The organism is Algoriphagus winogradskyi, from assembly GCF_900182815.1.
GTDB lineage: Bacteria > Bacteroidota > Bacteroidia > Cytophagales > Cyclobacteriaceae > Algoriphagus > Algoriphagus winogradskyi.
Genome location: NZ_FXUA01000003.1, coordinates 230,360 through 255,329 on the forward strand (window position 1 = coordinate 230,360; position 24,970 = coordinate 255,329).

The window sequence follows — 24,970 nt, forward strand, 5'->3', positions numbered from 1 at the left end:
AAATGAAAAGTGCAAAAGCTGAAGTAGCTAGATTTCATTTTGAAAGGAGAGCTATAAGTCTTTGGCTACTTGACCGTTGACGCGAAAGAGCTAAATTTCAATTAATTCCAATCCACAAAATCAACCAGTCATCATTTTCTATATCGCGAAAGTGATTGCTTTATTAACTTTGAATAAATCCGAATCTCTATTTCATGAAAAAACCAAATCACATATTCCTGACACTTTTATTAGTCTTTGTCACCTCTTTGGCTTTTTCTCAGGAAAAAAGCATCATCGATCAGCTTGAGGAAGTCGCTATAGTAGACCAGAAAGTCATGATGCCTATGCGTGATGGCGTCCGACTTGCTACGGACATTTATCGGCCAAAAGGTGAAGGAAAATATCCCATAGTTTTTTCCAGAACTCCCTACAACTTCAACACTTGGGGAAATGGCGAACTAAATACGCGCACCATGCAGACTGCCCTTTCGTGGGTCGAAAAAGGCTATGCCTACGTCGTACAAAATGAACGAGGGCGCTACTTTTCCGAGGGAGATTGGGATATCCTGGGTGTGCCGCTGACGGATGGTTATGATGCATTTGAATGGATGTCCAAGCAAAATTGGAGTAATGGTAAAATAGGAACGCTGGGTTGCTCCTCCACTGCTGAGTGGCAAATGGCTGTGGCTTCTTTAGATCACCCAGCTTTGGCAGCACTTGTACCACAGGGATATGGAGCTGGAGTAGGTCGCGTAGGAGAATTCAATGAGCAAGGCAACTGGTATAGAGGCGGTGCTGGTCAGATGCTGTTCACGAACTGGCTGTATGGCGTACAACAAGATCCGATGGCACCTCGATTACCAAAAGGTATTGAGCAGAAAGACTTATTGAGACTACAGCGTTTTTATGACATGTCTCCTGAGTACCCTAGAATTGATTCCAAAGAAGCTTTGGCACATCTTCCCATTCAGGATATTATCAGAAATCAGAATGGGCCTATGGGAATCTATGAAGAGATGATCACCCGCAAGCCAAACGATGCAAAGTGGTTTGAAGGAGGATTGTATCACGACGATATGCCATTTGACAAGCCAAGTTTTTGGTTTGTATCTTGGTTTGATGTGTCAGCTGGTCCAAACATAGCGCTTTTCAATCATGCACGTGAAAATGCCGTTTCGCAAATTGCAAGAGATAATCAGTACCTCGTGATCGCCCCTGTGCTTCACTGTTCCTATACCAGAGCCTCTGAAAACACCATGGTAGGCGATCTGAATGTGGGTGATGCCCGATTGAATTACGATGAGATCATCACGGCTTGGTTTGATGTATGGCTAAAAGGAGAGAAATCTGAGGTGATGGAGGAAATGCCAAGAGTGCAGTATTACACGATGGGAGCAAATAAATGGCAAACTTCAGACGTATGGCCTCCTGCAGAAGCGGTGATGACGACGATGTATTTGGACTCAGAAGGAAAGGCAAATACGCTCAACGGAAATGGGAAACTAACTTCCAAAAAGCCTAAGAAGGATCAGCCAGATACATTCAAATATGACCCAATGAATCCTGTGACTTCTTTTGGCGGAAATGTCTGCTGTACAGGGAATGCAATTGACGGAAATGGGGGCTCAAAGGATCAATCTGAGATGGAGAAACGTGAAGATATCTTGGTTTATACTTCGGATGTGCTGGAAGAGGGAATTGAAGTTTCAGGCTTTATTGAATCCTACCTATACCTATCTTCTGATGCCAAAGATACTGATGTCACAATAAAGCTAATCGACGTCTATCCTGACGGAAAAGCATATAATCTAGATGAAACAATTCAGCGTGTTCGCTACAGAGAAGGCTACGACAAAGAAGTCTGGATGGAAGATGGTGAAGTGTACGAAGTAAAAATGACCCCTATGAGTACTTCAAACTACTTTGACAAAGGTCATAGAATCCGCATCGAAGTCAGCAGTTCCAACTTCCCACGATTTGACCGAAATATGAATACTGGTGGAAATACCTACGACGAAACCGAAGGAATCGTCGCTACCAACTCGATTCATCACGGTGGAAAGAGTCTGAGCAGGATTGTGCTGCCGATTGTAAAGAAATAAATTAAAGATCTTGATAGAATAAAAGGAAGCAGAAATGCTTCCTTTTATTGTTTGCTCTGGTTTGAACAAAACCAATTTCTAATCATCCAATAAAACACCAAATCGCGTACCTCCAAAAAATCCTCCTAGACCTTTATGGGAAAAGTTCACTATTTTCACTCCCACAATGACAGCCCTAGAACAAAATATAACAAACTACTTTGGTGTGATGAGTCAGGATAGTTTGCAGGTAATTACTTCCCGATTTCACTCTGAAACCCTTAAAAAAGGTGACTACTTTTTGAAGGCTGGCAAACCTTGCAACAAACTGAGTTTTATTAAATCGGGGCTTTTGAGAGTTTATAAGCAAACGGAAGACAAAGAGGTCACCCAATGGATTTCTACACCAGGCTATTTTTTGACAGATCTTTCCAGTTTACTTTTTGAAAGCCCAGCTCGGTGGAACATCGAAGCACTAACAGATGCTGAGCTTTTCACAATCAGTGGAGCCGATTACAAGTCCATCGGAACTATTGTTCCGAATTGGCATGAACTGGAAAAACTGTTTATTGCCAAATGCTTTACCTTTTTGGAAGACCGGGTTTTCACCCATCTTTCGATGACTGCTGAAGAACGCTATTTGCATTTCTTTGAGTACAATAAGGAACTTTTCAATCAAGTTCCGCTTCAATACATCGCATCCATGCTCGGGATGACACCAGAAACATTCAGCAGAATCAGAAATAAACAGCTCAGCTCAACTTCTTGATATTTATCAAGAGCGCTCTCCCAGCTACTTACCAATTTTGCCTCAACACTAAATCACTTAGAAATGAGAAACTTATTAAAATTGGAAGAAGCAGCAATATTCCTTCTTAGCATTTATTTATTCAGCACTTTAGATTTTGCTTGGTGGTGGTTTCCAGCACTCTTGCTGCTCCCTGATATAGGAATGATTGGCTATTTATTCAACCCGAAAATTGGAGCTTACATTTATAATCTTTTCCATCACCGATTGGTGGCTGTTTTTGTAGCACTGTACGGACTTACATTTGAAAATGAGTATTGGATTCTTGCTGGGATCATACTATTTGCACACATTTCCTTTGATAGAATCATGGGATATGGGTTAAAATTCAGCGATAATTTTAATCATACCCATTTGGGTGAAATTGGGAATATCAAGAATAGTTAAGTCTTTACATCCCAATTCCCTCAATTAATCCTCATGAAACTTAAAAGCATTTCTATTCCTTATGTAGGATAGACTATCACAATCAACCCATGAGTAGAGGATTTGTAAAAGAAGATGATCAGGAAGAAACACCACTTGTGCCGCCAAGAGCGGATTTACCAGAGGGTGTTACTAATTTCGTGACAGAAAACGGAATGGCGGAACTACTTGCGGAAAAACAAGCACTGATCGAAGAGAAGTCGGCTATCGAAGCCTCCACAGAGCAGGAAAAACGTATTGCTTCAAATTTCATAAATGCAAAAATACGTTTGCTTGATGAGCGAATAGCAGTAGCTAAAATCGTGAATTTGAGCGAGCAGCCTCAAGATGAAATTCGCTTTGGCGCAACCGTAACTCTTAAAATCGGAACAATATCAAAGCATCAGACTTACCAGCTAGTTGGTGTGGATGAAGCAGATATTTCCAAGAATAAAATCTCATTTATCTCTCCTATTGCAAAGATTTTAATCGGCAAAAAGGTTGGCGAAAAAGCAATTTTAAAGTTGGCCAAAGAGGATAGGATTTTTGAGATCATGGAGATTTGCTATTGAACAGTCGAAAGCAGAATATGACTCATAATCTAAGTAGATCAAAGTTCTTAATTGGGAGGTAATCAAATTCCCCCTTAAAAACCAAATACATAACCTTCTCTTTTTCAAGAAATTATTTCACATAAATTCATTTTTGTGTATTTTTGGAATCAAATTCCTAATTTGTACAAAATGGACTATTTTGACAGAAATATTAAATCTAAAGCGCTAACTCTTCTGAGCAAATTCCCTTTGCTAGCTATTACAGGCCCGCGTCAATCGGGCAAAACCACCTTTGCCAGAAAATTAAAACCTGATTTTACGTACGTTAACTTAGAGTTACCTGAAGCACGAAATTTCGCAAAAACCGATCCTTTGGCATTTCTCCGATCTTATCAAAACGGTGTGATTCTGGATGAGGTGCAATGGGTTCCAGAACTCTTCTCCTACTTGCAAGTACTGACAGACAAACGAAATATAGCAGGTGAGTACATTTTGACAGGTTCTCAAAACTTTCTTTTATCTAACCAAATTACTCAATCCTTAGCCGGCCGGGTGGCTATTCTTAATTTGCTGCCATTTTCTAAGCAAGAATTAGCCAATCACATCACTATTCCCTGTTGGGAAGATCTAGTTGTAAATGGGGGATACCCAAGAAAATATCAGTTTGATATCGCTCCAAACGACTATTACCCTAATTACATCCAAACTTACATAGAACGTGATGTGCGACAGATTTTGAATGTGATGGATTTAGGCAATTTTCAAAAATTTCTTCAGCTATTAGCTGGCCGGACTGGTCAGATTTTTAATCAAAGCAACTTTTCCAATGAATTGGGAATCGATCAGAAAACCGTTAATTCCTGGCTTTCAGTACTAGAAACATCCTTTATCGCTTTCAGACTTCCTTCCTATTACCGTAATTTTAATAAAAGGATTTTGAAATCTCCGAAAGTATATTTCTACGACACAGGGGTTTTATGTAGTCTGTTAGGGATTAAGCAAGCAGAAGATTTGAATGTCCACTTCGCTAGAGGTCCTTTATTCGAAAACCTAGTGATTTTAGAATTGATGAAAAAAGAATTGAATTCGGGTGAGATCCCAGCTCTTTACTATTGGCGAGACAATCACCAAAATGAAGTAGATCTTTTGCAGGAAAAAGATGGGAAATTGACTGCAATTGAAATTAAATCTTCGGAAACCTACCATCCTGATTTCCTTAAAGGATTGAAATACTTTCAAAAAATTGCTCCTGAAAGCCATGCCAAGCTTATCTATGCTGGAAATATAAGCCAAGAACGAGATGGTATTCAAATTAGTAATTTTGGGGAGTTGTGAAAAAAACAATTATCCATTCCGCCCTAGCTGTCAGATGATCTGAGAAACAAAACTGATTCAATTGGTGCTATTGAGAAAACTAACTATCAAAGTCAAAACAAATTCTGCCCTACTCATATAAATAAACCCCTTTTCTGGAGAAGCAAGACCAGTAATCCCCGTGCCTCTTTGCGTTACCTTCGTGCACTTTGTGGTTTAATAATCCTATTCTAAACAATTGATACCCCAATCATGCCTCCAAAATTGGCTTTTTCCCTATTTTTGCCCCTCTAAATAATCATCCGAATATGTCTATTGCCAGCAAATACGATCCAGCAGCTACTGAAGCCAAGTGGTATGCCTACTGGATGGAGCACAAGCTTTTTTCATCGAAAGTAGATCCTAACAAGGAACCTTATGTGATTACCATGCCTCCACCCAACGTCACGGGCGTCTTGCACATGGGGCATATGCTAAACAATACCATTCAGGATGTATTGATCCGTCGGGCTAGAATGCAAGGCAAAAATGCGCTTTGGGTTCCGGGTACTGATCATGCTTCGATCGCCACGGAGACCAAAGTGGTAAACTTGCTCAAAGAGCAAGGAATAGATAAAAAATCCCTCACCCGAGAGAAATTCCTGGAGCATGCTTGGGAATGGAAGGAAAAATACGGTGGAATTATCCTGGATCAACTGAAAAAATTAGGAGCCTCCTGCGATTGGGATCGCACTGCCTTCACTATGGATGAAGGACTAAGTGACGCGGTGATTTCTGTATTTGTGGATTTGCACAAAAAAGGAAAAATCTACCGCGGAATCCGCATGGTGAACTGGGATCCAAAAGGGAAAACCGCCCTTTCTGATGACGAGGTAATCACTAAGGAAATCGCATCCAAACTTTACTATATCAAATATCAAATCGACGGAACAGAAAATGAATTCCTGACCATTGCTACTACACGTCCTGAGACAATCATGGCAGATGTGGCAATTTGCGTCAATCCAAATGATCCGAGATTCACCCATCTCAAAGGCAAAAAAGCAATCGTTCCTCTGATCAACAAAGCCATCCCAATCATCGAGGATGAGTACGTAGACATGGAATTTGGTACAGGTTGCTTGAAGGTAACTCCGGCTCATGATATCAATGATTACGAACTTGGCCTGAAGCACAAACTAGAAGTGATCGACATCTTAAATGATGACGGAACACTAAATGAAAAAGCTCAGATTTTGGTTGGTGAAGATCGTTTTGTCGCGAGAAAAATGATCGGCAAAAAGCTGAAGGAAGTCGATCAGTTGGAGAAAATAGAAGATTACAAATCCAATGTAGGTCACTCCGAAAGAACAGATGCGGTAATCGAGCCAAAGCTTTCTTTACAATGGTTCCTAAAAATGGATGAGATAACCAAACCAGCTCAAAAAGCTGTGATGGAGGATATCATCCAATTGTATCCACCGAAATTCAAGAACATGTATCGTGCTTGGATGGATAATGTACGTGACTGGTGTATCTCCCGCCAACTTTGGTGGGGACATAGAATTCCAGCTTATCACCTTCCAAATGGGGAGTTCGTGGTAGCCAAAACCTCGGAAGAAGCTCTGCAGCTTGCCAATGAGCAATTTGAAGGTACGTTTACGCTAGCTGATTTGAAGCAGGACGAAGATGTGTTGGATACTTGGTTTAGCTCTTGGTTATGGCCTATTTCGGTTTTTGATCCGGAGGTTTTCACTACTGGCAAGCCGAATGAAGAATTGAAATATTACTACCCAACTAATGACTTGGTGACTGCTCCGGAGATCCTATTCTTCTGGGTGGCGCGAATGATCATTGCTGGCTACGAATACATGGGCGAGAAGCCTTTCAAAAATGTGTACCTGACTGGTATCGTCCGTGATAAATTGGGTAGAAAAATGTCTAAATCCCTGGGCAACTCACCTGATCCTTTGGACTTGATCGCCCAAAATGGCGCTGACGGTGTCCGTACAGGAATGCTTTTCTCCTCTCCTGCCGGAAATGATTTGCCATACGACGATAAGTTAGTGGAGCAAGGAAGAAACTTCGCCAATAAAATCTGGAATGCTTTCCGTCTGGTAAAAGGCTGGGAAATCGATCCAACTTTGGACGGTTCCGGAAACACATCAAGCATAGAATGGTTTGAAAATAGATTTAACCAAGCCTTGGTAGAAATCAATGAGCACTATGAGAAATTCAGGATTTCTGACGCATTGATGACTACCTACAAGTTGGTGTGGGGAGATTTCTGCTCTTGGTACTTGGAGATGATCAAGCCAGAGTATCAGCACCCAATCGATCAGGTTACTTACGACAAGACGATTGCGCTTTTCGAAGATATTCTTAAGATTTTGCATCCATTTATGCCATTTATCTCTGAAGACCTTTGGCATCAGATCAAAGAGAGGTCTGTGGAAGAGTCCTTGATTTTGGCTTCTTGGCCAGCAGAAAAGGGATTTGACAGCAAGATCATAGAAGAAGCAAATCAGGTGTTTGAGGTAGTTTCTCAAGTAAGGAATCTACGGGCTTCAAAAGGAATGTCACCAAAAGAAACATTGGATCTAACTATCAATGCTAAAGATGAAGGATTGTATGGAAGATTCTCAGCAGTATTGAATAAGCTGGCAAATTTGTCATCGCTAAACTTTGGTACAAAAGTAGAAAACGCACTCAGCTTCGTAGTGAAGTCAGACGAATGCTTTGTACCGATGGGTGACTCGATTAATGTGGAAGAGGAAAAGGAAAATATCCAGAAAGAAATCGACTACACAAAAGGCTTCTTGAACTCTGTAATGAAGAAGCTAAGCAACGAGCGATTTGTAGCTGGAGCGCCTGCGCAGGTAATAGAAATGGAGCGCAAAAAACAAGCAGATGCTGAAGCTAAGATTAAAGCTTTGGAAGAGAGTTTAGCGAAGCTGGGATAAGTTGATAATATCCCCGCTAAGGGGCAGAGGACTTCCTGAATAATTAAAAAGTAATTACAAAAACCGGAGACTGTTAAAGTCTTCGGTTTTTTAATATCCTTTTGGAGAAAGGAAACTTTTTGGGTTAATTGACGAGATGGAACAAGACACGCGATGGCATCAGCGACTGGAAAATTATTCGAAAGCTCTTGGTCAACTAGAGAAGGCTGTAACTCTATCAAAAGAAAGAGAGTTAAGCGATCTTGAAGAACAGGGACTTATCCAAGCATTTGAATTTACGCATGAACTGTCTTGGAATTTGCTAAAAGACTATTTGATTTTTCAAGGAAATTCTTCCATAACGGGCTCTCGAGATGCGACAAGAGAAGCATTTAGACTGGGGCTGATTTCTGACGGAGAGAATTGGATGGAGATGATCAAAAGTCGAAACCAGTCATCCCACACCTACAATGAGGGAATAGCTGAAGAAATTTCAACGAAAATCACAGAAAATTACTACCAACTATTCAAGGAACTGCAAGATAAAATGTATGAGTTCAAAGCTAAAGACGAGTAAAGATTTCGGACTGTCGGAAGAGACTATCGAAAAAATAAACAACGTATTACGAAATCACCCTGCAATTCAAAAAGCCATGCTTTATGGATCCAGAGCTTTAGGAACATATCGTCCCAATTCTGATATTGATCTGACGTTAGTTGGAGAGAATTTATCCTTAACAGATCTTTTAACCGTTGAAAATGAGCTAGATGATCTGCTTTTACCCTTCCAAATTGACCTATCACTTTTTCATCGTATTGATCATAAAGGTCTGATTGATCATATTGAGAGAGTAGGAAAAGGATTTTACGAAAAATAGTTAAGCCAGGTAGTGCCTGTGATATTGGGATTTTGAAGTGCATTATAAAATTTTCACCTCTTATTAAGTCCTGCTTGTGGAGAATCAAGCCAACGAAGAACCATAAAACAAAGAACAGGAATATAAACCGTGCCCGCTGCACAACCCTCTGTAAACTGTCTGGTTAATAGTAAAAAAGCCCGATTGAAATCATATTCAATCGGGCTTTTTTGATTTACAATAAGTAGAACCTATGCCGCGTTTCTAGCCGCATTGATAATTCCGAACATACTTCTCAAGATTAGCTTTTGAAGCACATCTGTAGATTTACCTGTTTCAAGGATTTGCTGAATGGCGTATTGCTGCACTGTAATCAATGGCAATACAATTCGCTCACGAATCTCGATTGACTTTTTGATCACTTTATTATCTCCCATCAATTCGTCCATGGAAGAAACTTCTTTTAGTTTCTCGATGGATCTCAAGTATTCATCGTACATGATCTCCCAGAATTCCCCGTAGTTTTTATCCTGCTTCAAATAAGCTGTGGCTGGATAGAAACACTTCGTCAATGACTGCATGGAGTTGCCAAGAAGGGCTCTGAAGAAAAGACTGTCATTGTACAGAGCTTTCAATTCACCCAGTTTCCCTTTCTTTTCCAAGACTTCCACTGCCGCTCCCACTCCATAGAAACCTGGAATATTTTGTTTCATCTGAGCCCAAGAACCTACGAAAGGAATTGCCCGAAGATCCTCAAATTTCAATCCTTCACCTTTTCCTCTTTTCAAAGGTCTGGAGCCAATATTGGTCATCCCAAAATACTTCAGTGGAGTTACATGCTCCAGGTATGGAACGAACTTCGGATGACTCTTGAATTTTTTATAGGACTCATAAGCCTCTCCGGCTAATTCATCGATCAAAGCACGCTGCTCTGTATTTAGATTCTTGTCAGCTCCGCCATATAGGTGATTTTCCAAGCCTGCACTCAGCAGTTGTTCAAAGTTATAAGTACAAGAAGCCTGCTTACCGTAGTTTGCAGAAATCGTTTGACCTTGGATCGTAACCTGGATCTCAGAGTTCTCTACTTTTTCACCTAAGGAAGCGTAGAAATTATGCATATTTCCTCCGCCACGAGCGGGAGGCCCTCCTCTACCGTCGAAAAACACGACTTCGATTCCATTCTCTCTGGAAACTCTGGTCATCTCTTCTTTTGCTCTTAGAATCGACCAGTTCGCCTGAAGGTATCCTCCATCCTTTGTTCCGTCAGAGAATCCAAGCATGATTGTTTGCTTATTTCCTCTGAATTCCAAGTGCTTTTTGTACTCAGGCATGTTGTAAAGACTAGTCATGATCTCTGGCGCTTCCGCCAAATCATCAATCGTCTCGAAAAGAGGGACAATATCCAAAGGCATATTTTCCTTGCCTTTACCCAGCGATAATTTATTTAATTTAAATACTTCAAGGAGGTGCTTTCTGGATTGACAATTGGAAATTATGTATCTATTCATGATTTCCTCTCCACTCTCCTGCTGAATTGAGTCAATCACACCCATAGACTTCAATATCTCTTGGTTGAATTCATCCTGCAAAGAATCGATTTCTGGCAGTTCAGTAAGGTTCATGATCTGAGCGATTTGCTCATCTTCTGTACCCTGAAGTTCCTTTCCTTGAAGTGCAAATATCTCTTCAATCAATGCATCGTGCTTGCGGCTATCCTGACGCATGTCCATGCAGGCGAAATGGAAACCAAAGATCTTTACTTTAAGAATAAACTGATCCAAAACATCCAAGAAAAGGCCTTCGTGGTATTTGATCAAGCCCTCTCTTGCAGCAAGCAAATCTGCTAGCAACTGGTCTTTGGTTTGATAAACAGGATTATTTTCAAAAAGAGTGGAGTAAAGACCACGCTCAATTTTTATCAATATCTCTTCAACATGCTTGAAAGTAAGTCTTCTGCGCACCTTACGAACATCTTTGTAATAGCATTTTATAACCCATTTTTTCAAGCGAGCTGCTACTTGCTTAGTGATCTCGTGCGTCACAAATGGATTACCATCTCTATCTCCTCCTGGCCAAAATCCGACTTTAAGCAGACCTGGATTATCCCAATCGTGAAGTGGAATATCCAATGATCCAAGTAAACGCACCATGATGTCCGAAATGCTCTCGTAGAATATGTTTTCGAGGAACCAGATTAAGCTTACTGCTTCATCGTATGGAGTTGGTTTTTCACGCTTGGTGAAGCCTGTTTTCCCAAGTTGCTGTAACAGTGAATTGATCTTACCTAGATCATCTGTACGGATGGCATTCTCCAGATCAGTGATTATTGCCAGGACATTGCCAGGATAAAACTGTGTAGGATGGGCAGTAAGTGTGAGACGAACCGAGAAAGTTTTCAACTTTTCAATCAGCTCTTCGCGCTTATTGTCATTATCAGTTCTATCGACCAAAGCTTTGATCGTTCCTTTACCTTTCAGATCATGGATTTTCTCATAAGCAGCATCCTCAATGGAGTCAAACAAAACAACTTGACGCTCCACGTACTGAATCATCTGAAACAGCAAATCAGATTGCTGCTCTGCAGTAGAATCCGGCATCAATTCATCGAAAAACCCTGCAATAATTTCCTTGGGCGTCAACCCTTTTTGGAAACCATTTTGACATGCTGTACCTAAAATCGGAAGTAGAGTTCCGGTACGGTAGATGTCATTGAAGGGAAGATCTAAAAATAAACTGTTGTAAATGGTGAAGCGCTTGGCTACTTGGGTATCATAGGTTTTATACATTATTCATCTTCCGTTTTAATGGTTAAGCAAATTAGTAAAAATTCTAAAAACTGAAATAACTATTGTGTTTTCATTAACAAATAATCTCATTCTCTTACTTTTTAGCAATCAAAAGCTAAATTTTCCGATAAAAACACAAAACCATCATTTCATATAATTCAATATCTTTCGGTTATGCAACGATCACTTTTAGCGGCAGTCATACTCGCCATCTCTTTCTCCTGTAATACGGAAAAAACAACTGAAATAATAGAAACACCTATGACGTACTCCTTTCTGGTAGGCACCTATACTGACGATGCTAGTCAGGGACTCAATCAACTCGATTTTACTCCTTCGGAAAACAAATTAGAAATCAGAACGATTTTCCCAGGAATCCAAGGACCTTCATTTGTTGTGGCAAACTCAGCCGGAGACAAGGTCTTTACTTTAGAGGAAATAGACAATGTTCCAGGCGGAAATATTATTAGCCTGAATCGTAGCACTGACAAGCCAACACTTACGAAAATAAGTGAATTACCGAGCTTTGGAGATCATCCGTGTTATTTGGCTCTTTCTCCAAATGAAAAATTCCTGACTGCCGCCAACTACAGCGGCGGAAATTTTAGCGTTTATAAAGTTGATGAAAAAGGTGATTTGAGCCATCTACAGTCCATTCAACATGAAGGAAGCAGTGTTAATAAAGGTAGACAAAGCGCGCCACATGTACACAGCACCGTGTTTAGTCCGGATGGCAAATACTTACTTGTGGCAGACTTAGGAACTGATGAGGTATATGTTTATAATTTTGATGCAAATTCTCCTGAGCCTGTGACGCTGAACAATGCCTATAAAGTAACTCCAGGAGACGGGCCGAGACACTTAGTTTTTTCTGCAGATGGAAAAGAGATCATGCTTGTTCAGGAGATGACCGCTGCCTTGGAAATCTTACGCTTTGACTCGGGAAAAATCAGCCAGAAGCAAAGAATATCGTTACTTTCTGAAGGATTTGAAGGTGCTGTCGGAGCTGCGGAAGTTCGACTTTCTCCAGACGGAAAACACATCTACGTCTCAAATAGAGGCGATGCAAATACGATCTCAGTGATCAGTAAGAAAGTTTCTGGTGAATACGAATTCACGCAGCAGATTTCATCAGGAGGTATCATGCCTAGAAACTTCAATCTAACATCTGATGGCAAATACCTACTTGCAGCACATCAGGCAAGTGATGATATTGTTGTTTTTGAAAGAGACGAGGAAACAGGAATGCTGACACAAACGGATTGGAAAGTAAGTGTACATAGCCCCGTATACCTATTTAGACTAGGGGACTAAGAAGGTTGCTCCCAAACAATCTGGGAATTGTAGCGAATGTGGCCTTGATCGATTTCGAGTGGAGATTTCAGGTTATTTTGATACAATTTTCCTGTGCCCAGACCTTGTGGAATCGAAGCTCCCAAACTATCAGCAAGTTGTGCGATAGCATTTAAACCAATATTGCTTTCCAAGGCAGAAGTCATCCACCAGCCAATGTTACGCTCTTCAGCAAGCGCTATCCATTCTTTGGTTTCTAAGATCCCTCCTAGCAAGGTTGGCTTTAAAATAATATGCTGAGGCCGAATTGCGTCTAATAATTCACCTTTATTTTCCACACCAATCAATTCCTCATCCAGTGCAATTGGTAGTGGAGTAGCTTCGCAAAGCTTTCTCATTGCCTCCCAATTCCCCGCTGCTATAGGTTGCTCTATGCTGTGCAGATCAAACTCCGCTAATTCATGTAGTTTAGCTAGAGCCTCCTCAGGCGAAAAAGCGCCATTTGCATCTACCCGAAGTGTGATTTGATCTTTTGAATATCGTTTTCTGATGTAAGAAAGAAGCTCCAATTCCTGCTGAAAATCTATTGCTCCAATTTTCATTTTGATGCAATCAAAACCTTGCTCAAACTTTTCATTGATCTGCTCAAGCATAAAATCTTTTTCTCCCATCCATATCAATCCATTGATTGGAATAGTTCTATTTCCTTCAAAAAAATCCTGACCTAGGATCTTCTTTTTTCCTCCATTGATAAGATCGAGAATTGCTGTTTCTAAACCGAATCTTATGCTGGGTAAATAGACAGGAATTAATTGTCCTACTTGGCTGAGCACTTCGTTTTCATTTTGACTCCATGCGATAGTTGCCATCTGCTCAAGAGTTTGCTGTAATATATTCTCAAAATCCGGACGGTCATCCAGACTTAATTTCACGAGGGGCGCAGCTTCCCCCCAGCCAGCAATCTCTGGCTGATCTGGATAAAAGGCTTTTATCCAAAACACGTCCTTTTTCTTCAATACACCTCTTGACGTTCCTGCATCGAATTTAAAAACAAGAGTTCTTTTCAGGTATTCAAAGGTAATTTTGGCAGAGTCAGTCATGGATTTGGAAAGGATAAGGAAGATACTTGAATTGTGTTGGGTTATATTTGCAAGCAGAATTACATCTATTATGCACATCCCAGCAATTGATTTAAAAGCTTACGAATATACATTACCAGAGGAGAAGATCGCAAAATTCCCTTTAGCAAAGAGAGACTCTTCGAAACTGCTTCATTTCAAAGATGGGCAGATTTCCCACTTAAATTTTAGCGATCTCCCTGAGCTACTTCCTGCAGAAACACTCCTTGTTTATAATGACACCAAAGTCATTCCTGCACGATTGATTTTTCAGCGGGAAACAGGAGCGAGAATTGAAATCTTTCTACTTCAGCCTATTTCCCCTACGACCGTCATCCCTGAGATCATGCTGGCAAAGCATCCAGTTACTTGGGAAACCATGATTGGAAACTCAAAAAAATGGAAAGACGGGGAAATCTTGAAAGGCCAGCTTCAATTTAATGGGACTACCATAACACTTCAGGCTAAATTAATCAACCGTGAATCCAAACAAGTGGAGTTTGATTGGAACAATCCTGATGTGGCATTTGTAGATGTTGTAGAAGCAAGTGGTGAAGTTCCTCTTCCACCCTATCTGAACCGAAAGCCAGTCGAAGAAGATAAATCGAGGTATCAAACTGTTTACTCTAACAAAGAAGGAGCTGTTGCTGCTCCAACGGCAGGGTTACATTTTACCAGTGAGCTTTTTGAAAAGCTTCGAATGAAGGGGATCGATGAAACCCAAGTAACACTTCATGTTAGCGCGGGCACATTTCAACCAATTAAAGCCAGCCAAGTCACTGATCATCCGATGCATAGTGAACAGATTCATGTCAATCGGGAAACGATAGAAAAAATTATTTCCCATCTTGGGAATGTGGTTACTGTAGGAACTACTTCTGTCCGAACCTTGGAAAGCCTTTATTGGTACGGTGTAAAGTTGCTTGAGGAGAAAGGAAAGGAATTAAAAATCGAGAAACTATTTCCTTATGAGGTGAGAGAAAGTTTGCCTTCTGCTCAAAAATCCTACGAAGCCATTCTTAATTATATGAAAGAACATGATCTTCAAACAATCATGGGGACTACAGAGATTTTTATTTTCCCAGGATATGAATTCAAAGTAGTCAAAGGATTGATTACCAATTTCCATCAACCCGGATCAACATTGATTCTGCTGATCGCCACGATACTTGGTGAAGATTGGAAGCGAGTATATGCAGAAGCTTTGGCTAGTGACTACAGATTCCTGAGCTATGGGGACAGTAGTTTACTTTGGATAGCTTAAGGATGTCCGTGCTCCTTAATTATTATTGAATCAAAAAATAGCTCTAAGCTGTTTGAAGACTGAACTCCGCAAATTCAGAATAATCAATCTCCTTCACCATTAGAATCATGGCATTTGCGAATTCTTGTTTACAGGAAAGAACTTCATATGCATAATACAGGTCCTCCGTTACAATAATTTCTAGGGACCCAAAAAATCGATTTAATTCATCTTGAGAATTTGAACGAATAGATACACATCCATCTTTCTTTTCACTTTTCTCAATCATAAAATTCGCTGAAGTCGTTTGGATTATCATAGTTGGCATGTTAATGATATACAAATTTAGCTTTGGAATATATTAAATCTATACCCTATACAGGGTATTTTTCATATTTCGACTAGCAAGATGCTAAATTATTTTATTTGATTTTCAGATCATTAGACAAAAAGATCTGATCCTAGAAATCCTATCCATTAATGATTTGTTAAAGTGTGATCAATTGGCTTATATTTGCATCGCTTTACATGATGGAGCTGGGAGAGAAATCAACCAAAGTTCCAAAATTTCATTGAACGGATGAATTTGTAAATCGAAAACAAAGCCAAGTATAATTATCTAGAGAGTTGGGTGAGTGGCTTAAACCAGCAGTTTGCTAAACTGTCGTACGTGTCAAAGCGTACCGGGGGTTCGAATCCCCCACTCTCTACCACTACAAACCCTAACTATCTGAAATATTGATAGTTAGGGTTTTGTTTTTCTTGATCAGTGGCTAATCGGTTTTGATTTAGCTTTAATCTGTAAATCGGCAAAGCTTCTTTTTTTAAACTTCCTTGCTCTTAAAGCAATTACTCACAAACGGTCTTTAGTTGTTCTTATCGAAAAGAATTTCCACCGAAAAACGCTCTCAAACCGAAATATTCGTACGTCATGAAGGTAAAGCCATCTGAGATTTTATTCCCAAGCCATCCATAATCCCCACATTGTTTCTAATGTTTGTACAGAATCAATTAAATTTTGAGAATTTCACTTAAACCGTCGAATCACTAATTCCTTGTTTGACATACCCAATATTACATTCCGAGGCAATGCCAATTCTCTGAGCTTTGATTTGCTTAAAGCATCAGAAGTCTATTCTAAGAACGAAAAAGAACTAAATCATAATCCCAGAAAGCCACATCGAATCAACTTTTTCGCTTTGCTTATAGTCACCGAGGGAACAGGAACCCACCAGGTTGATTTGAAAAATTTCGCTTTAAAGAAAGGCTCGGTATTAAAAATAGCGAAAGGTCAGGTACATGCTTTTCAAGAAAACGCTAGCTATTCAGGCTTTTTAGTCATTTTTAAAGAGGAGTTTATTCTGACTTACTTTTCAAAACCTTCCATAGAATCCATTTCCCATCTTTACAATTACCACCTTTCTGACCCCCTTGTGGAGAATATTTCATTTAGTGAGTCTTTTATTGAGGAAGTAACTGGAGAACAGGCCTATGAAAACGGGCATGTACAACAGAATATTCTAGCCAAGATTCTGGAATTATTTTTACTTAAGCTAGAGCGTGTTTCCCAAAATCCAATTTCCACTACCAAAACGAATCAATATTTATTATTCTTTCAGTTTAAAAACTTGGTTGAGGAAGGTTTCAAAACTACTCGAAATGTGAAAGATTATGCCGCAAAGCTTTCAGTCTCCCCCAAGCATCTGAACACTATTGTCAAGAATTTCACTCGAGCTACAGCCAAAGCTTTTATCGATCATTATGTTCTTTTGGAAATAAAACGAGCAATCCTTAGCACAGATAAAAGTTTGAAAGAAATTGCATTTGAAGTAGGTTTTGATGAAGTAACTAATTTTACGAAGTTCTTTAAAAAGCATACTAACCAGAGCCCAAAAGACTTTAAATCAACCCTAAAACTGTAGATGGTTTCATATTTACCATTTTCTGTAACTGATTCACCTTGCTCTAGGGACCGGTTTTACTCTAGCTTTGTATGGTATGAAATTCAATGTAAAAGAGAGTTGCTTTTCAGTTAACGATAGTGTAAGCCTATTAAGAAAAACCTATGAAAATCGCAGTAACAGCAGCCAGTGGAAAGCTGGGAACTTCCATAATACAGGAGCTCACGGTAGCAATCGGAAGCCAAAATGTGATAGGCTTAGCCAGAAATCCAGAAAAAGCCCAACACTTAGGAGTAGAAATACGCGAGGGTGATTACAGCGACCCTGATTCACTAAAAAATTCCCTTAATGGAGTTGAGGCTTTGGTATTAATCTCCGGCATGGATGATCCCCGTGAAAGGATTCAACAGCATAGAAATGTAATAAATGCTGCGAAACTAAACGGTGTAAAGAAGATTGTCTATACGAGCATAATTGGTGCAGAAGAAAACACTTCCTTTAGCCCAGTAGTAAAAAGTAACCGTCAAACAGAAATCGATGTACAAGAATCCGGATTAGCTTGGGTAATCGGAAGAAATGGAATCTATATTGAACCGGATTTAGAATATCTGGATAACTATATCAAAGCTGGTGAAATCAGTAATTGTGCCGGGGATGGGAAATGTGCTTATACCAGCAGAAGTGAATTGGCTTATGCTTATACTCAAATGCTTTTGAATGAAAATCTTAAAGGACAGGTGTTCAATCTTGCAGGCAGCCCAATTACACAATCTGAATTAGCAAAGGGAATCAATCAAGTATACAACACTAGTCTAAAGTATGTACCTATCGGTGTAGAAACGTACGAGAATGACAGAAAGGCAGCACTTGGCGATTTCATGGGGACAATAATTGCAGGGATTTATGAAGGGATTAGAATAGGAGCAAATGATGTCGCGACGGATTTTGAAAAGGTAGCGGGAAGACCACACCTATCCACCATCGAGATGATAAGTTCCTTTAAAAATCAATCCCGATAGATTTGACTTCTGAGCTATAATACATTATGGGAATAATTGATAGTATTTTGAAAAAGGTCGTGCTGCAAAAGGCGACTATTGTAGAAAAAAGAAGACTTTCAGATTCGGCTTTTCTTATCCGTCTGGAAAGCAAAGGAATTTCGGAAGCTGATTTCGTCCCTGGGCATTTTATCCGCTTAGCAGTAGGACTGGATAAGGAAGGCACTTCTGTAAAAGATAAAGTAAGAAGTTATAGCGTTTGGAATATTGATACGTCACAAGATATCATTGATTTGGCTGTTGCTACACATAGTAATGGAATAGGATCAAAATGGGCTGAAGACTGCACCATTGGTGACGAAATTTATTTCAAATGGAAGAAAGGCAATTTCTTAGTCGATGACTCCGCGGATAGCTACTTGATGATCGGTGACCTGAGTGCCCTGTCACATCTTTATATGATCAATCGTAACCTCCCAAATAAGAAAGTGAAAGGTATCATTTACAGTTCGGACACAGATGATCTGTTCTCTGACATTGACGGCCAAGCTCCATTTGATTTTTACAGTCTACCACATAATCCTTCTCAAGAGCTTATTCATAAGGCAAAAGAACTGTTAGCAGACATGACAGGCAAAAAGATCGTTTACATAGCTGGAGATAGCAGAGTTTGTGTAGCACTTAACCAGTTTTTCAGGAATGAATTGAACTGGGAAACCAAATTTATCAAAACCAAACCTTTTTGGAATCCCGCCAAAAAAGGTTTGGAATAAATAACGAAAGCTAAACCCAAAAGGGAAACGACGATAATAGTAAGAACTAATTACCCTTTATAAGGGTCTCATTTTCTTCTTGTATTCTCTGCATCTGCTTCTTGCTTAATCCATGTTGGTAATAGAATTCTGGTTTATAATAGTAATTATGTTTTTTCATTTCTGGATCATGAATATCTAAGCTAAGATCACAATCAAACCTCAGTAAAATAGCGTGATTTTGCTCCCAGTTTGTCGCATTGGTGATATGTGAGATCCCCCAGGTAATTCCTTTTCCATAGGAGGTATTAGTAAAAGCATCAGGCATATAAGGCCCGGCGGCAGTGGGCATAAGGTTAGTGATAGCGGCAATATCAAAATTAACTCCATCTTCTGCATATTGAATAGTGAAGTGTTCATTCCCATCTTTGATCACGAGCGCTGCTATTCCTTCCTTGAAGGGAAACAAAGTAGTCTCGTGCCCTGAATTAATCACGGGATTCAAGGGATGTTTCTTAAATGGCCCCAATGGATGCTCAGCAATAGCTAATCCTTGCATCCGAACTAAATTTGGATCTCCATCAAAATCAGATTTGTAATACAAATAGATCTTGCCGTTGTGGACAATGGGTTGAGGATCATGAATAGAATATTGATCCCAGTCCCCTTCATCTCCATTGGGAATGACTATTTCATTATAAGCTGTCCAGGGTCCATCTGGAGAATCTGCATATGAAACTGCCACCGGACAATCATCTCCTCTTTTGCCACTAGCTTCCATAAACCCCTGATAGTATAAATAATACTTCCCTTCCCATAGCAAAATATCAGTAGTAGTTACAGACCTCCAGCCTATCTGTGGCTTTGGTGGCCTTGGAACCGCCACTCCTTGCTCTTCCCATTGAATGCCATCCTTACTTGTAGCATACCAAATCTCTGAAAGATCCCAATCTGATGAAGGAATGGTATCGTTTGATTTTTCTGGACCTTGGGGAGATACAGGAGTGTTTCTATAAGTATACCAGACGTAATATTTGCCGTTAACAAAAATCACTTTGGAAGGGTCGCGTCTAGAGATGGTGCCATCATGTCCATTGTAGTCAAAGCCCTTCAGTTCAGTATACTTGAATTGAGTATAAAGCTCGTTCTCCTCAGGCCGTGCTGCTGGATATGCATCGTAATTCCTTTCCATTGCCTTACTCAAAGGGAATTCGGGTTTTTCTTTAGGTAAAAGAAAAGGAAAAGCTCTAGTGGCAGTTTCTTCTTGGGCAAAACCTGTTAAAGTTGTAGTCATGACAACCACAAAGAGAAAAATGATTCTTCGGAATTTCATTTTAGTTATTTTAGAGGGTATTAGGAATGCTGTTAAATGTATTTATAATCTCGGCTCACGCCAGTTAGTAAGGGTAAAGCAAACTCTCAATTTTTCAACACTGGTTTGAAAATACGAATCCAATCCACTTTAAACGTGTGGTCTTCGGTCTTTGCCAATTCGCTATCTGTAGGAGTGTAGGTATCTGATTTTTTGCCCGAAGCCGGCGTAGATCTCCAGGTCTGATCTTCGGTATTGATGATGATGTCCATTTCCTTACTTAAGCCAGTTCGGGTATCCTTTGCAGTATTGCCTGGATCTTCACTATTCGTATAAAAATTAGGGTCAATCATGTCCTTCCCTGAAACTGTCCTCACCAACTTCCCATCAATGTAATACTCCAGATGCCATGGGTCTCGCCAGTAAACTCCGTATCGATGGTATTCTTCCCTCCAAATCGTACTGCCGTCATAGTACCAGCTTCCTGCGTCGGTTGGCTGATAATCAGCAAATGGGTTACGGATGAAAACGTGATGACTAATATGAATTCGCTTTTCATACCAAGTATGCGCAGCCCCCGCACTCTCTGAGAACTGCCCTCCATAGGCCTCCACAATATCTATTTCCTGTGTGTCATCAGGACTTAACAACCATACATCGGAGGCCAAAGTGGAGTTCATCACCTTGGCATAAGCCTCCACATACACCGGATACTGCACGCGGGTTTTGCCTGTAACACATCCTTGATTTATCAGGGCAGTGCCTTCTTTTCTGGAAGAACGCAGCTGCAATTGCCCATCCTTCACCTGTACGTGATCTCGTTTCCATTCAGTAAGCCCTGGGCCTGCCCAGGAATTATGGTAAAAATCATCCCATTTGTCAGAGAATTGAACGCCTTTGTTTGCTGCTGGTGCCAAGTATTCAAAATCATCTGAAAATTCCTGGAATTCCCATTTCATATTTTCTCCTGGATTGGCTGGTACAGGTATAGTCTTCCAATTAGTTTCTACTACGGGAATGCTATCCGGTTTTTGTATAGGGTCGAGAATATCATCATCTATCCCTCCATTTGAGCAACTGATCAATGCGATCATAGACCCCAAAATCCCGGCTGAGATCAAGGAAAAAGCGTTATTCAAGGTGAATTTCATTTTATTTATCGTTGGTTTATTTAAAACTAGTTTGATCAAAAAATCGAAGTGAACGCTCCAAGTGACTCTGCCAATACGTCCACTCGTGTCCTCCTTCTAACTCCTCGTATTCATGCGTCACTCCCAATTCAAGCAGCTGCGTGTGAAGCAATCGATTCCCTTCAATGAGTTCATCCGATTTGCCACAGTCAAACCTCATAGGAGGAAGCTTAGCTGCATTCTTTCTTACACTAGCTATCACATCCATCTCCTGACTCATCAAGTCGAATGAGTCTAGCGGCTCCTCCACAAAATCTCCCATTTCAGAAAATTTGGTAATCGCACTGTGTGCAGAGATAGCTTTGAATTGATCAGGAAACTCAGCGCCCAATCGCAAGGCACCATATCCTCCCATCGACAGTCCTGTGATGCATAAGGGTGAGTTTTCGCTGGCCTGAGAGATATTTTCATAGACAGCCCTGGGTACATCGGAGACGATCCACTGCGCAAAGTCCTTTATCCTATGCCTCAGGTACCCAGAACCATCTCCCCAAAGTCCATCCGATGGCATCGCGATAATTGCAGGTCGGATCTCTCCGGACTCCATCATTCGCTTGGAAGTATGATGCGCCCCGCCTTTCATAGCCCAAACCCACGCACTACCATACACCCCATGCAGCAAGATGTAGATCGGCAAATCAGTCATGCCTTCGAGTACATCCGGTACAAAAAGACATATATCCCCTCGCCCTTTCAGGTTTGGAGTTTTCACGGTGAGAAAGCGTAATCCATCCTGCTCAAATTTCTCGTCTGATAATTCAATTGTTCTGAAACTGCTCATCGTTTTGATTTAGGGGAAAACAATAACTCCTTTGGCATTCTTTCCAGTAAGCATATCATCAAATGCCTGCTGTAAGTCTTCCAAGTCGTATTCTCGAGTGATCATCTGATCCAGCTTTAGCTCTCCTTTTTTATAGAGCTGGATGATTTTTGGAAAATCTAGTTGAGGCCGGCATTTGCCGTAAAGTGGATTGATGTAGATCTTGTCCCATTCAAAAAGTCTCATATCAATACTGATTTCCTCTTCTATGCCACTGACTTGGACGGCCGTTCCGGCATTCCTCACCATGGCCAATGGCGCAGCACCCAAAGCCGGAATAGCAGTGCATTCAAAAGCATAATCCGCCCCTCTTCCACCCAAAAGCTCTTTTACTTGTTCCGCAGCTGTCAATAGTCCACTATCATCCTTTTCTGCCAGGATCAAATCTGTCGCTCCAAATTCCCTCGCGAACTCTAGCTTGTTAGGATTCACGTCTATCGCGATGATCCGGGAGGCCCCGGAAATTTTGCAGGCATTGATCACATTCAGGCCAACGCCTCCGCATCCCAAGATCACTGCAGAACTTCCAGCCTTAAGCTTGGCAGCATTGACCACCGATCCATATCCCGTCATCACCCCGCAACTCACAATACTTGCCGCGGAGAAATTAAGATCTTTCTCACTGACCTTGACCACTGCTGATTCCTTGACTAAGGCATACTCGCTGAGTGTGCCGAGGTTAAAAGAACGCTCGATGCTTTTTCCATTCCACTGCGTACTCGCAAGATTGGCATGACTGGGCGTATGTCCATTTCCACCTGCTACTACAGGCGAATTGTTTTCGCAGATATGCTGATGACCTTCCTGACATTGAAAACATTGCATGCAGGGTGTAGCCCAATTCAAGATCACCTGATCTCCTACCTGCACACGTTTCACTGCAGAGCCGACGTTCTCGACTATACCCGCACCTTCATGTCCCATCACGATGGGCTTGCCCCAAGTGAGGGAATCATAATCTGTATGACAAAGCCCAGCGGCTTTCATCTTTACCAAGACCTCGTCTTCCTGAGGATCAGAAATCGTCACTGGGCTGATGATAAAAGTGCCGTCGCCCATTGCTACCGCACTTTTAGAAGAAATTGACATAATGGGTTTATTTAAAATTGTCTAATGACTCTGTTAAGCTAAGATGATTGCAGCCTTAAATTCCAGCTTAGAATCTTGGAGTTTCGCTTTGTCTAGTAATTGTCTAGTTTTTATAAACTTTGTTCCCCAGACATAGGCTTTGGCATGATTCACAGCATCCACTGCAAGCAACTTTTCCCCTTGGAAATACCAGACTGAGAAACTTCTATCGCCTTCTTCCCTGCGGAAAACAAGCTCTGTGAAGCCTTCCGATAGACCTACGATCTGCAATTTGACATCATACTGATCTGACCAAAACCAAGGAACAGCGTCGTATGCGACTGCCTTGCCAGCGATAGCAGCCGCTGCTATTTTCGCCTGATCGACGGCATTTTGAACGCATTCCAAGCGAACAAAACGATCGAAATGGATATTGTGATGGTAGGTGCAATCCCCGATCGCATATATATTCGGGTCATTGGCTTGGCCATGAGCATCTACATGAATGCCGTTTGATACTTCCAAACCCGCACCTGCAGCCAACTCAGTATTGACATGAATGCCGACACCCACCACGATTAAATCTGCGGGAAATCGTGCTCCATCTGAGCATATAACTTCAGCGATATGGTCCGTGCTCTCGATGGCAGTGATGTTTTTATTGGTGAAGATTTCTACCCCGTTTTCTGCATGTAGCTGCGCAAAAAAGTCTGACATTTCAGAGGTCGTGATCCGGGAAAGGATTCGGGCTTCCCGCTCCAAGACAGAAACTGAGGCCCCCAATTTTTTGAGCGAAGCAGCGGTCTCTAAGCCAATGTATCCACCACCGATAACCACTACCTTGGGGTTTGGTGTGCGACTAAGCACCTCCCGGATTTTCTTGACGTCTGAGGCCGTCCGTAGCGGAAAAACATTGGATGCTTCTTGAATCCCCACAATAGCCGGAATAATCGGCCTCGCTCCTGTCGCTAAGACTAATTTATCATAGGATAAAGAGCTTTCTTCTTGCAGGACAATCGTCTTCCCCTCGCGATCAATCGAGTTCACTTTCAGGCCCAACCTCAGCTCGATTCCTTCCTTAGCATAGCTATCTTCCGCTTTCAGCAAGGTATAGCCGCTCTCCTCTGTGCTTTGCAAATAGGATTTAGAAAGTGGTGGGCGATGATAGGGAAGCTGTAGATCGGAGTCAATCAGCACGATCTCTCCTAGCCAACCTTCTTTGCGCAGGGCGAAAGCGAAATTCACGCCCGCATGACTAGCACCGACTACCACGCAACGTGAAAATGAGGCCTCTTTCAATTCAGGACTCACCTAGCCACGTTTAAAACCAATCCATCAATGGCATCTGAGATTTCTATCTGACAACAAAGTCGGCTAAACTCATTGGCATTGTCATCCAATTCGAGCATATCAGTTTCTATCTCGCTAGCTGCTCCCGCCCTTTCCAAACCCTCAGGACTAAGATACACGTGACAGGTCGCGCAGGAGCAAACGCCCCCGCAGTCGCCATCGATGCCTGTGACGCCGTTTGCTACTGCCAGCGCCATCGCCGAACCGGCATTGCCTT

The 24,970-nt window shown here is 41.2% G+C and carries 22 protein-coding genes and 1 tRNA gene; 14 read left to right on the forward strand and 9 right to left on the reverse strand.

Annotated elements, in window-relative coordinates:
* Nucleotides 1-194 precede the first annotated feature (194 nt).
* The 8 genes from QOL76_RS09525 (at nucleotide 195) to QOL76_RS09560 (ending at nucleotide 8,943) form a co-directional block, all read left to right on the forward strand.
* Nucleotides 195-2,084, forward strand: coding sequence for a CocE/NonD family hydrolase (locus QOL76_RS09525; protein ID WP_283412726.1), 1,890 nt, complete (start codon nucleotides 195-197; stop codon nucleotides 2,082-2,084).
* A gap of 166 nt (nucleotides 2,085-2,250) precedes the next feature.
* Nucleotides 2,251-2,832 (forward strand): Crp/Fnr family transcriptional regulator, encoded by a 582-nt coding sequence (locus QOL76_RS09530; RefSeq protein WP_283412727.1) that lies wholly within the window; start codon nucleotides 2,251-2,253, stop codon nucleotides 2,830-2,832.
* Nucleotides 2,833-2,895: 63 nt separating this feature from the next.
* A complete protein-coding gene (locus tag QOL76_RS09535; RefSeq protein WP_283412728.1) occupies nucleotides 2,896-3,258 on the forward strand; it encodes a DUF4260 domain-containing protein in 363 nt (120 codons plus the stop codon).
* 89 nt (nucleotides 3,259-3,347) lie between these two features.
* A complete protein-coding gene (locus QOL76_RS09540) occupies nucleotides 3,348-3,848 on the forward strand; it encodes a GreA/GreB family elongation factor (protein WP_283412729.1) in 501 nt (166 codons plus the stop codon).
* A 171-nt stretch (nucleotides 3,849-4,019) separates the two neighbouring features.
* Nucleotides 4,020-5,165 carry an ATP-binding protein gene (locus tag QOL76_RS09545; RefSeq protein WP_283412730.1) on the forward strand — a complete coding sequence of 382 codons (1,146 nt, stop codon included), beginning with the start codon at nucleotides 4,020-4,022 and terminating at the stop codon, nucleotides 5,163-5,165.
* Between the two features lie 287 nt (nucleotides 5,166-5,452).
* A complete protein-coding gene (locus QOL76_RS09550) occupies nucleotides 5,453-8,086 on the forward strand; it encodes a valine--tRNA ligase (protein WP_283412731.1) in 2,634 nt (877 codons plus the stop codon).
* A gap of 136 nt (nucleotides 8,087-8,222) precedes the next feature.
* The gene (locus tag QOL76_RS09555) at nucleotides 8,223-8,642 is read left to right on the forward strand and encodes a nucleotidyltransferase substrate binding protein (RefSeq protein WP_283412732.1); all 420 of its coding nucleotides are present in this window, start codon (nucleotides 8,223-8,225) and stop codon (nucleotides 8,640-8,642) included.
* Nucleotides 8,617-8,943, forward strand: coding sequence for a nucleotidyltransferase domain-containing protein (locus QOL76_RS09560; protein ID WP_283412733.1), 327 nt, complete (start codon nucleotides 8,617-8,619; stop codon nucleotides 8,941-8,943). The genes QOL76_RS09555 and QOL76_RS09560 overlap by 26 nt, the downstream gene beginning before the upstream one ends.
* 230 nt (nucleotides 8,944-9,173) lie before the next feature.
* Here QOL76_RS09560 and QOL76_RS09565 read toward each other — a convergent pair whose 3' ends face one another.
* Nucleotides 9,174-11,708, reverse strand: coding sequence for a phosphoenolpyruvate carboxylase (locus QOL76_RS09565; RefSeq protein WP_283412734.1), 2,535 nt, complete (start codon nucleotides 11,706-11,708; stop codon nucleotides 9,174-9,176).
* A gap of 174 nt (nucleotides 11,709-11,882) precedes the next feature.
* Between QOL76_RS09565 and QOL76_RS09570 the strand changes: the two genes are divergently transcribed.
* Nucleotides 11,883-13,022, forward strand: coding sequence for a lactonase family protein (locus QOL76_RS09570; protein ID WP_283412735.1), 1,140 nt, complete (start codon nucleotides 11,883-11,885; stop codon nucleotides 13,020-13,022).
* On the opposite strand, the gene QOL76_RS09575 is transcribed toward QOL76_RS09570, so the two are convergent.
* Nucleotides 13,019-14,101: an o-succinylbenzoate synthase gene (locus QOL76_RS09575; RefSeq protein WP_283412736.1), complete on the reverse strand. Its 1,083-nt coding sequence runs from the start codon at nucleotides 14,099-14,101 to the stop codon at nucleotides 13,019-13,021. The genes QOL76_RS09570 and QOL76_RS09575 overlap by 4 nt on opposite strands.
* Before the next feature lie 70 nt (nucleotides 14,102-14,171).
* Here QOL76_RS09575 and QOL76_RS09580 point away from each other — a divergent pair, with 70 nt between their 5' ends.
* A complete protein-coding gene (locus QOL76_RS09580) occupies nucleotides 14,172-15,383 on the forward strand; it encodes an S-adenosylmethionine:tRNA ribosyltransferase-isomerase (protein WP_283412737.1) in 1,212 nt (403 codons plus the stop codon).
* Nucleotides 15,384-15,426: 43 nt separating this feature from the next.
* On the opposite strand, the gene QOL76_RS09585 is transcribed toward QOL76_RS09580, so the two are convergent.
* Nucleotides 15,427-15,681, reverse strand: a complete 255-nt coding sequence (locus tag QOL76_RS09585; protein WP_283412738.1) for a hypothetical protein — start codon at nucleotides 15,679-15,681, stop codon at nucleotides 15,427-15,429.
* 302 nt (nucleotides 15,682-15,983) lie between these two features.
* Between QOL76_RS09585 and QOL76_RS09590 the strand changes: the two genes are divergently transcribed.
* From QOL76_RS09590 to QOL76_RS09605, 4 genes are all read left to right on the forward strand, one after another.
* Nucleotides 15,984-16,075, forward strand: a tRNA-Ser gene (locus QOL76_RS09590).
* Between the two features lie 342 nt (nucleotides 16,076-16,417).
* The gene (locus QOL76_RS09595; RefSeq protein WP_283412739.1) at nucleotides 16,418-17,284 is read left to right on the forward strand and encodes a helix-turn-helix domain-containing protein; all 867 of its coding nucleotides are present in this window, start codon (nucleotides 16,418-16,420) and stop codon (nucleotides 17,282-17,284) included.
* A gap of 143 nt (nucleotides 17,285-17,427) precedes the next feature.
* On the forward strand, nucleotides 17,428-18,282 hold the full coding sequence (locus QOL76_RS09600) for an SDR family oxidoreductase (protein WP_283412740.1): 855 nt from the start codon (nucleotides 17,428-17,430) through the stop codon (nucleotides 18,280-18,282).
* Nucleotides 18,283-18,329: 47 nt separating this feature from the next.
* Nucleotides 18,330-19,034, forward strand: coding sequence for a siderophore-interacting protein (locus QOL76_RS09605; RefSeq protein ID WP_283412741.1), 705 nt, complete (start codon nucleotides 18,330-18,332; stop codon nucleotides 19,032-19,034).
* A gap of 46 nt (nucleotides 19,035-19,080) precedes the next feature.
* Here QOL76_RS09605 and QOL76_RS09610 read toward each other — a convergent pair whose 3' ends face one another.
* The 6 genes from QOL76_RS09610 to QOL76_RS09635 all read right to left on the reverse strand — a co-directional run bounded on the left by QOL76_RS09610 (nucleotide 19,081) and on the right by QOL76_RS09635 (nucleotide 24,950).
* Nucleotides 19,081-20,346, reverse strand: coding sequence for a glycoside hydrolase family 117 protein (locus QOL76_RS09610; protein WP_283412742.1), 1,266 nt, complete (start codon nucleotides 20,344-20,346; stop codon nucleotides 19,081-19,083).
* Between the two features lie 86 nt (nucleotides 20,347-20,432).
* Nucleotides 20,433-21,476 (reverse strand): family 16 glycosylhydrolase, encoded by a 1,044-nt coding sequence (locus tag QOL76_RS09615; RefSeq protein WP_283412743.1) that lies wholly within the window; start codon nucleotides 21,474-21,476, stop codon nucleotides 20,433-20,435.
* A 16-nt stretch (nucleotides 21,477-21,492) separates the two neighbouring features.
* On the reverse strand, nucleotides 21,493-22,296 hold the full coding sequence (locus tag QOL76_RS09620; RefSeq protein WP_283412744.1) for an alpha/beta hydrolase: 804 nt from the start codon (nucleotides 22,294-22,296) through the stop codon (nucleotides 21,493-21,495).
* Between the two features lie 9 nt (nucleotides 22,297-22,305).
* Nucleotides 22,306-23,424 carry a Zn-dependent alcohol dehydrogenase gene (locus QOL76_RS09625; protein ID WP_283412745.1) on the reverse strand — a complete coding sequence of 373 codons (1,119 nt, stop codon included), beginning with the start codon at nucleotides 23,422-23,424 and terminating at the stop codon, nucleotides 22,306-22,308.
* A 33-nt stretch (nucleotides 23,425-23,457) separates the two neighbouring features.
* Nucleotides 23,458-24,714 carry an NAD(P)/FAD-dependent oxidoreductase gene (locus tag QOL76_RS09630; protein ID WP_283412746.1) on the reverse strand — a complete coding sequence of 419 codons (1,257 nt, stop codon included), beginning with the start codon at nucleotides 24,712-24,714 and terminating at the stop codon, nucleotides 23,458-23,460.
* Nucleotides 24,711-24,950 (reverse strand): 2Fe-2S iron-sulfur cluster-binding protein, encoded by a 240-nt coding sequence (locus QOL76_RS09635; protein WP_346771405.1) that lies wholly within the window; start codon nucleotides 24,948-24,950, stop codon nucleotides 24,711-24,713. Before QOL76_RS09635 ends, QOL76_RS09630 begins: the two co-directional genes overlap by 4 nt.
* Between the last annotated feature and the right edge of the window lie 20 nt (nucleotides 24,951-24,970).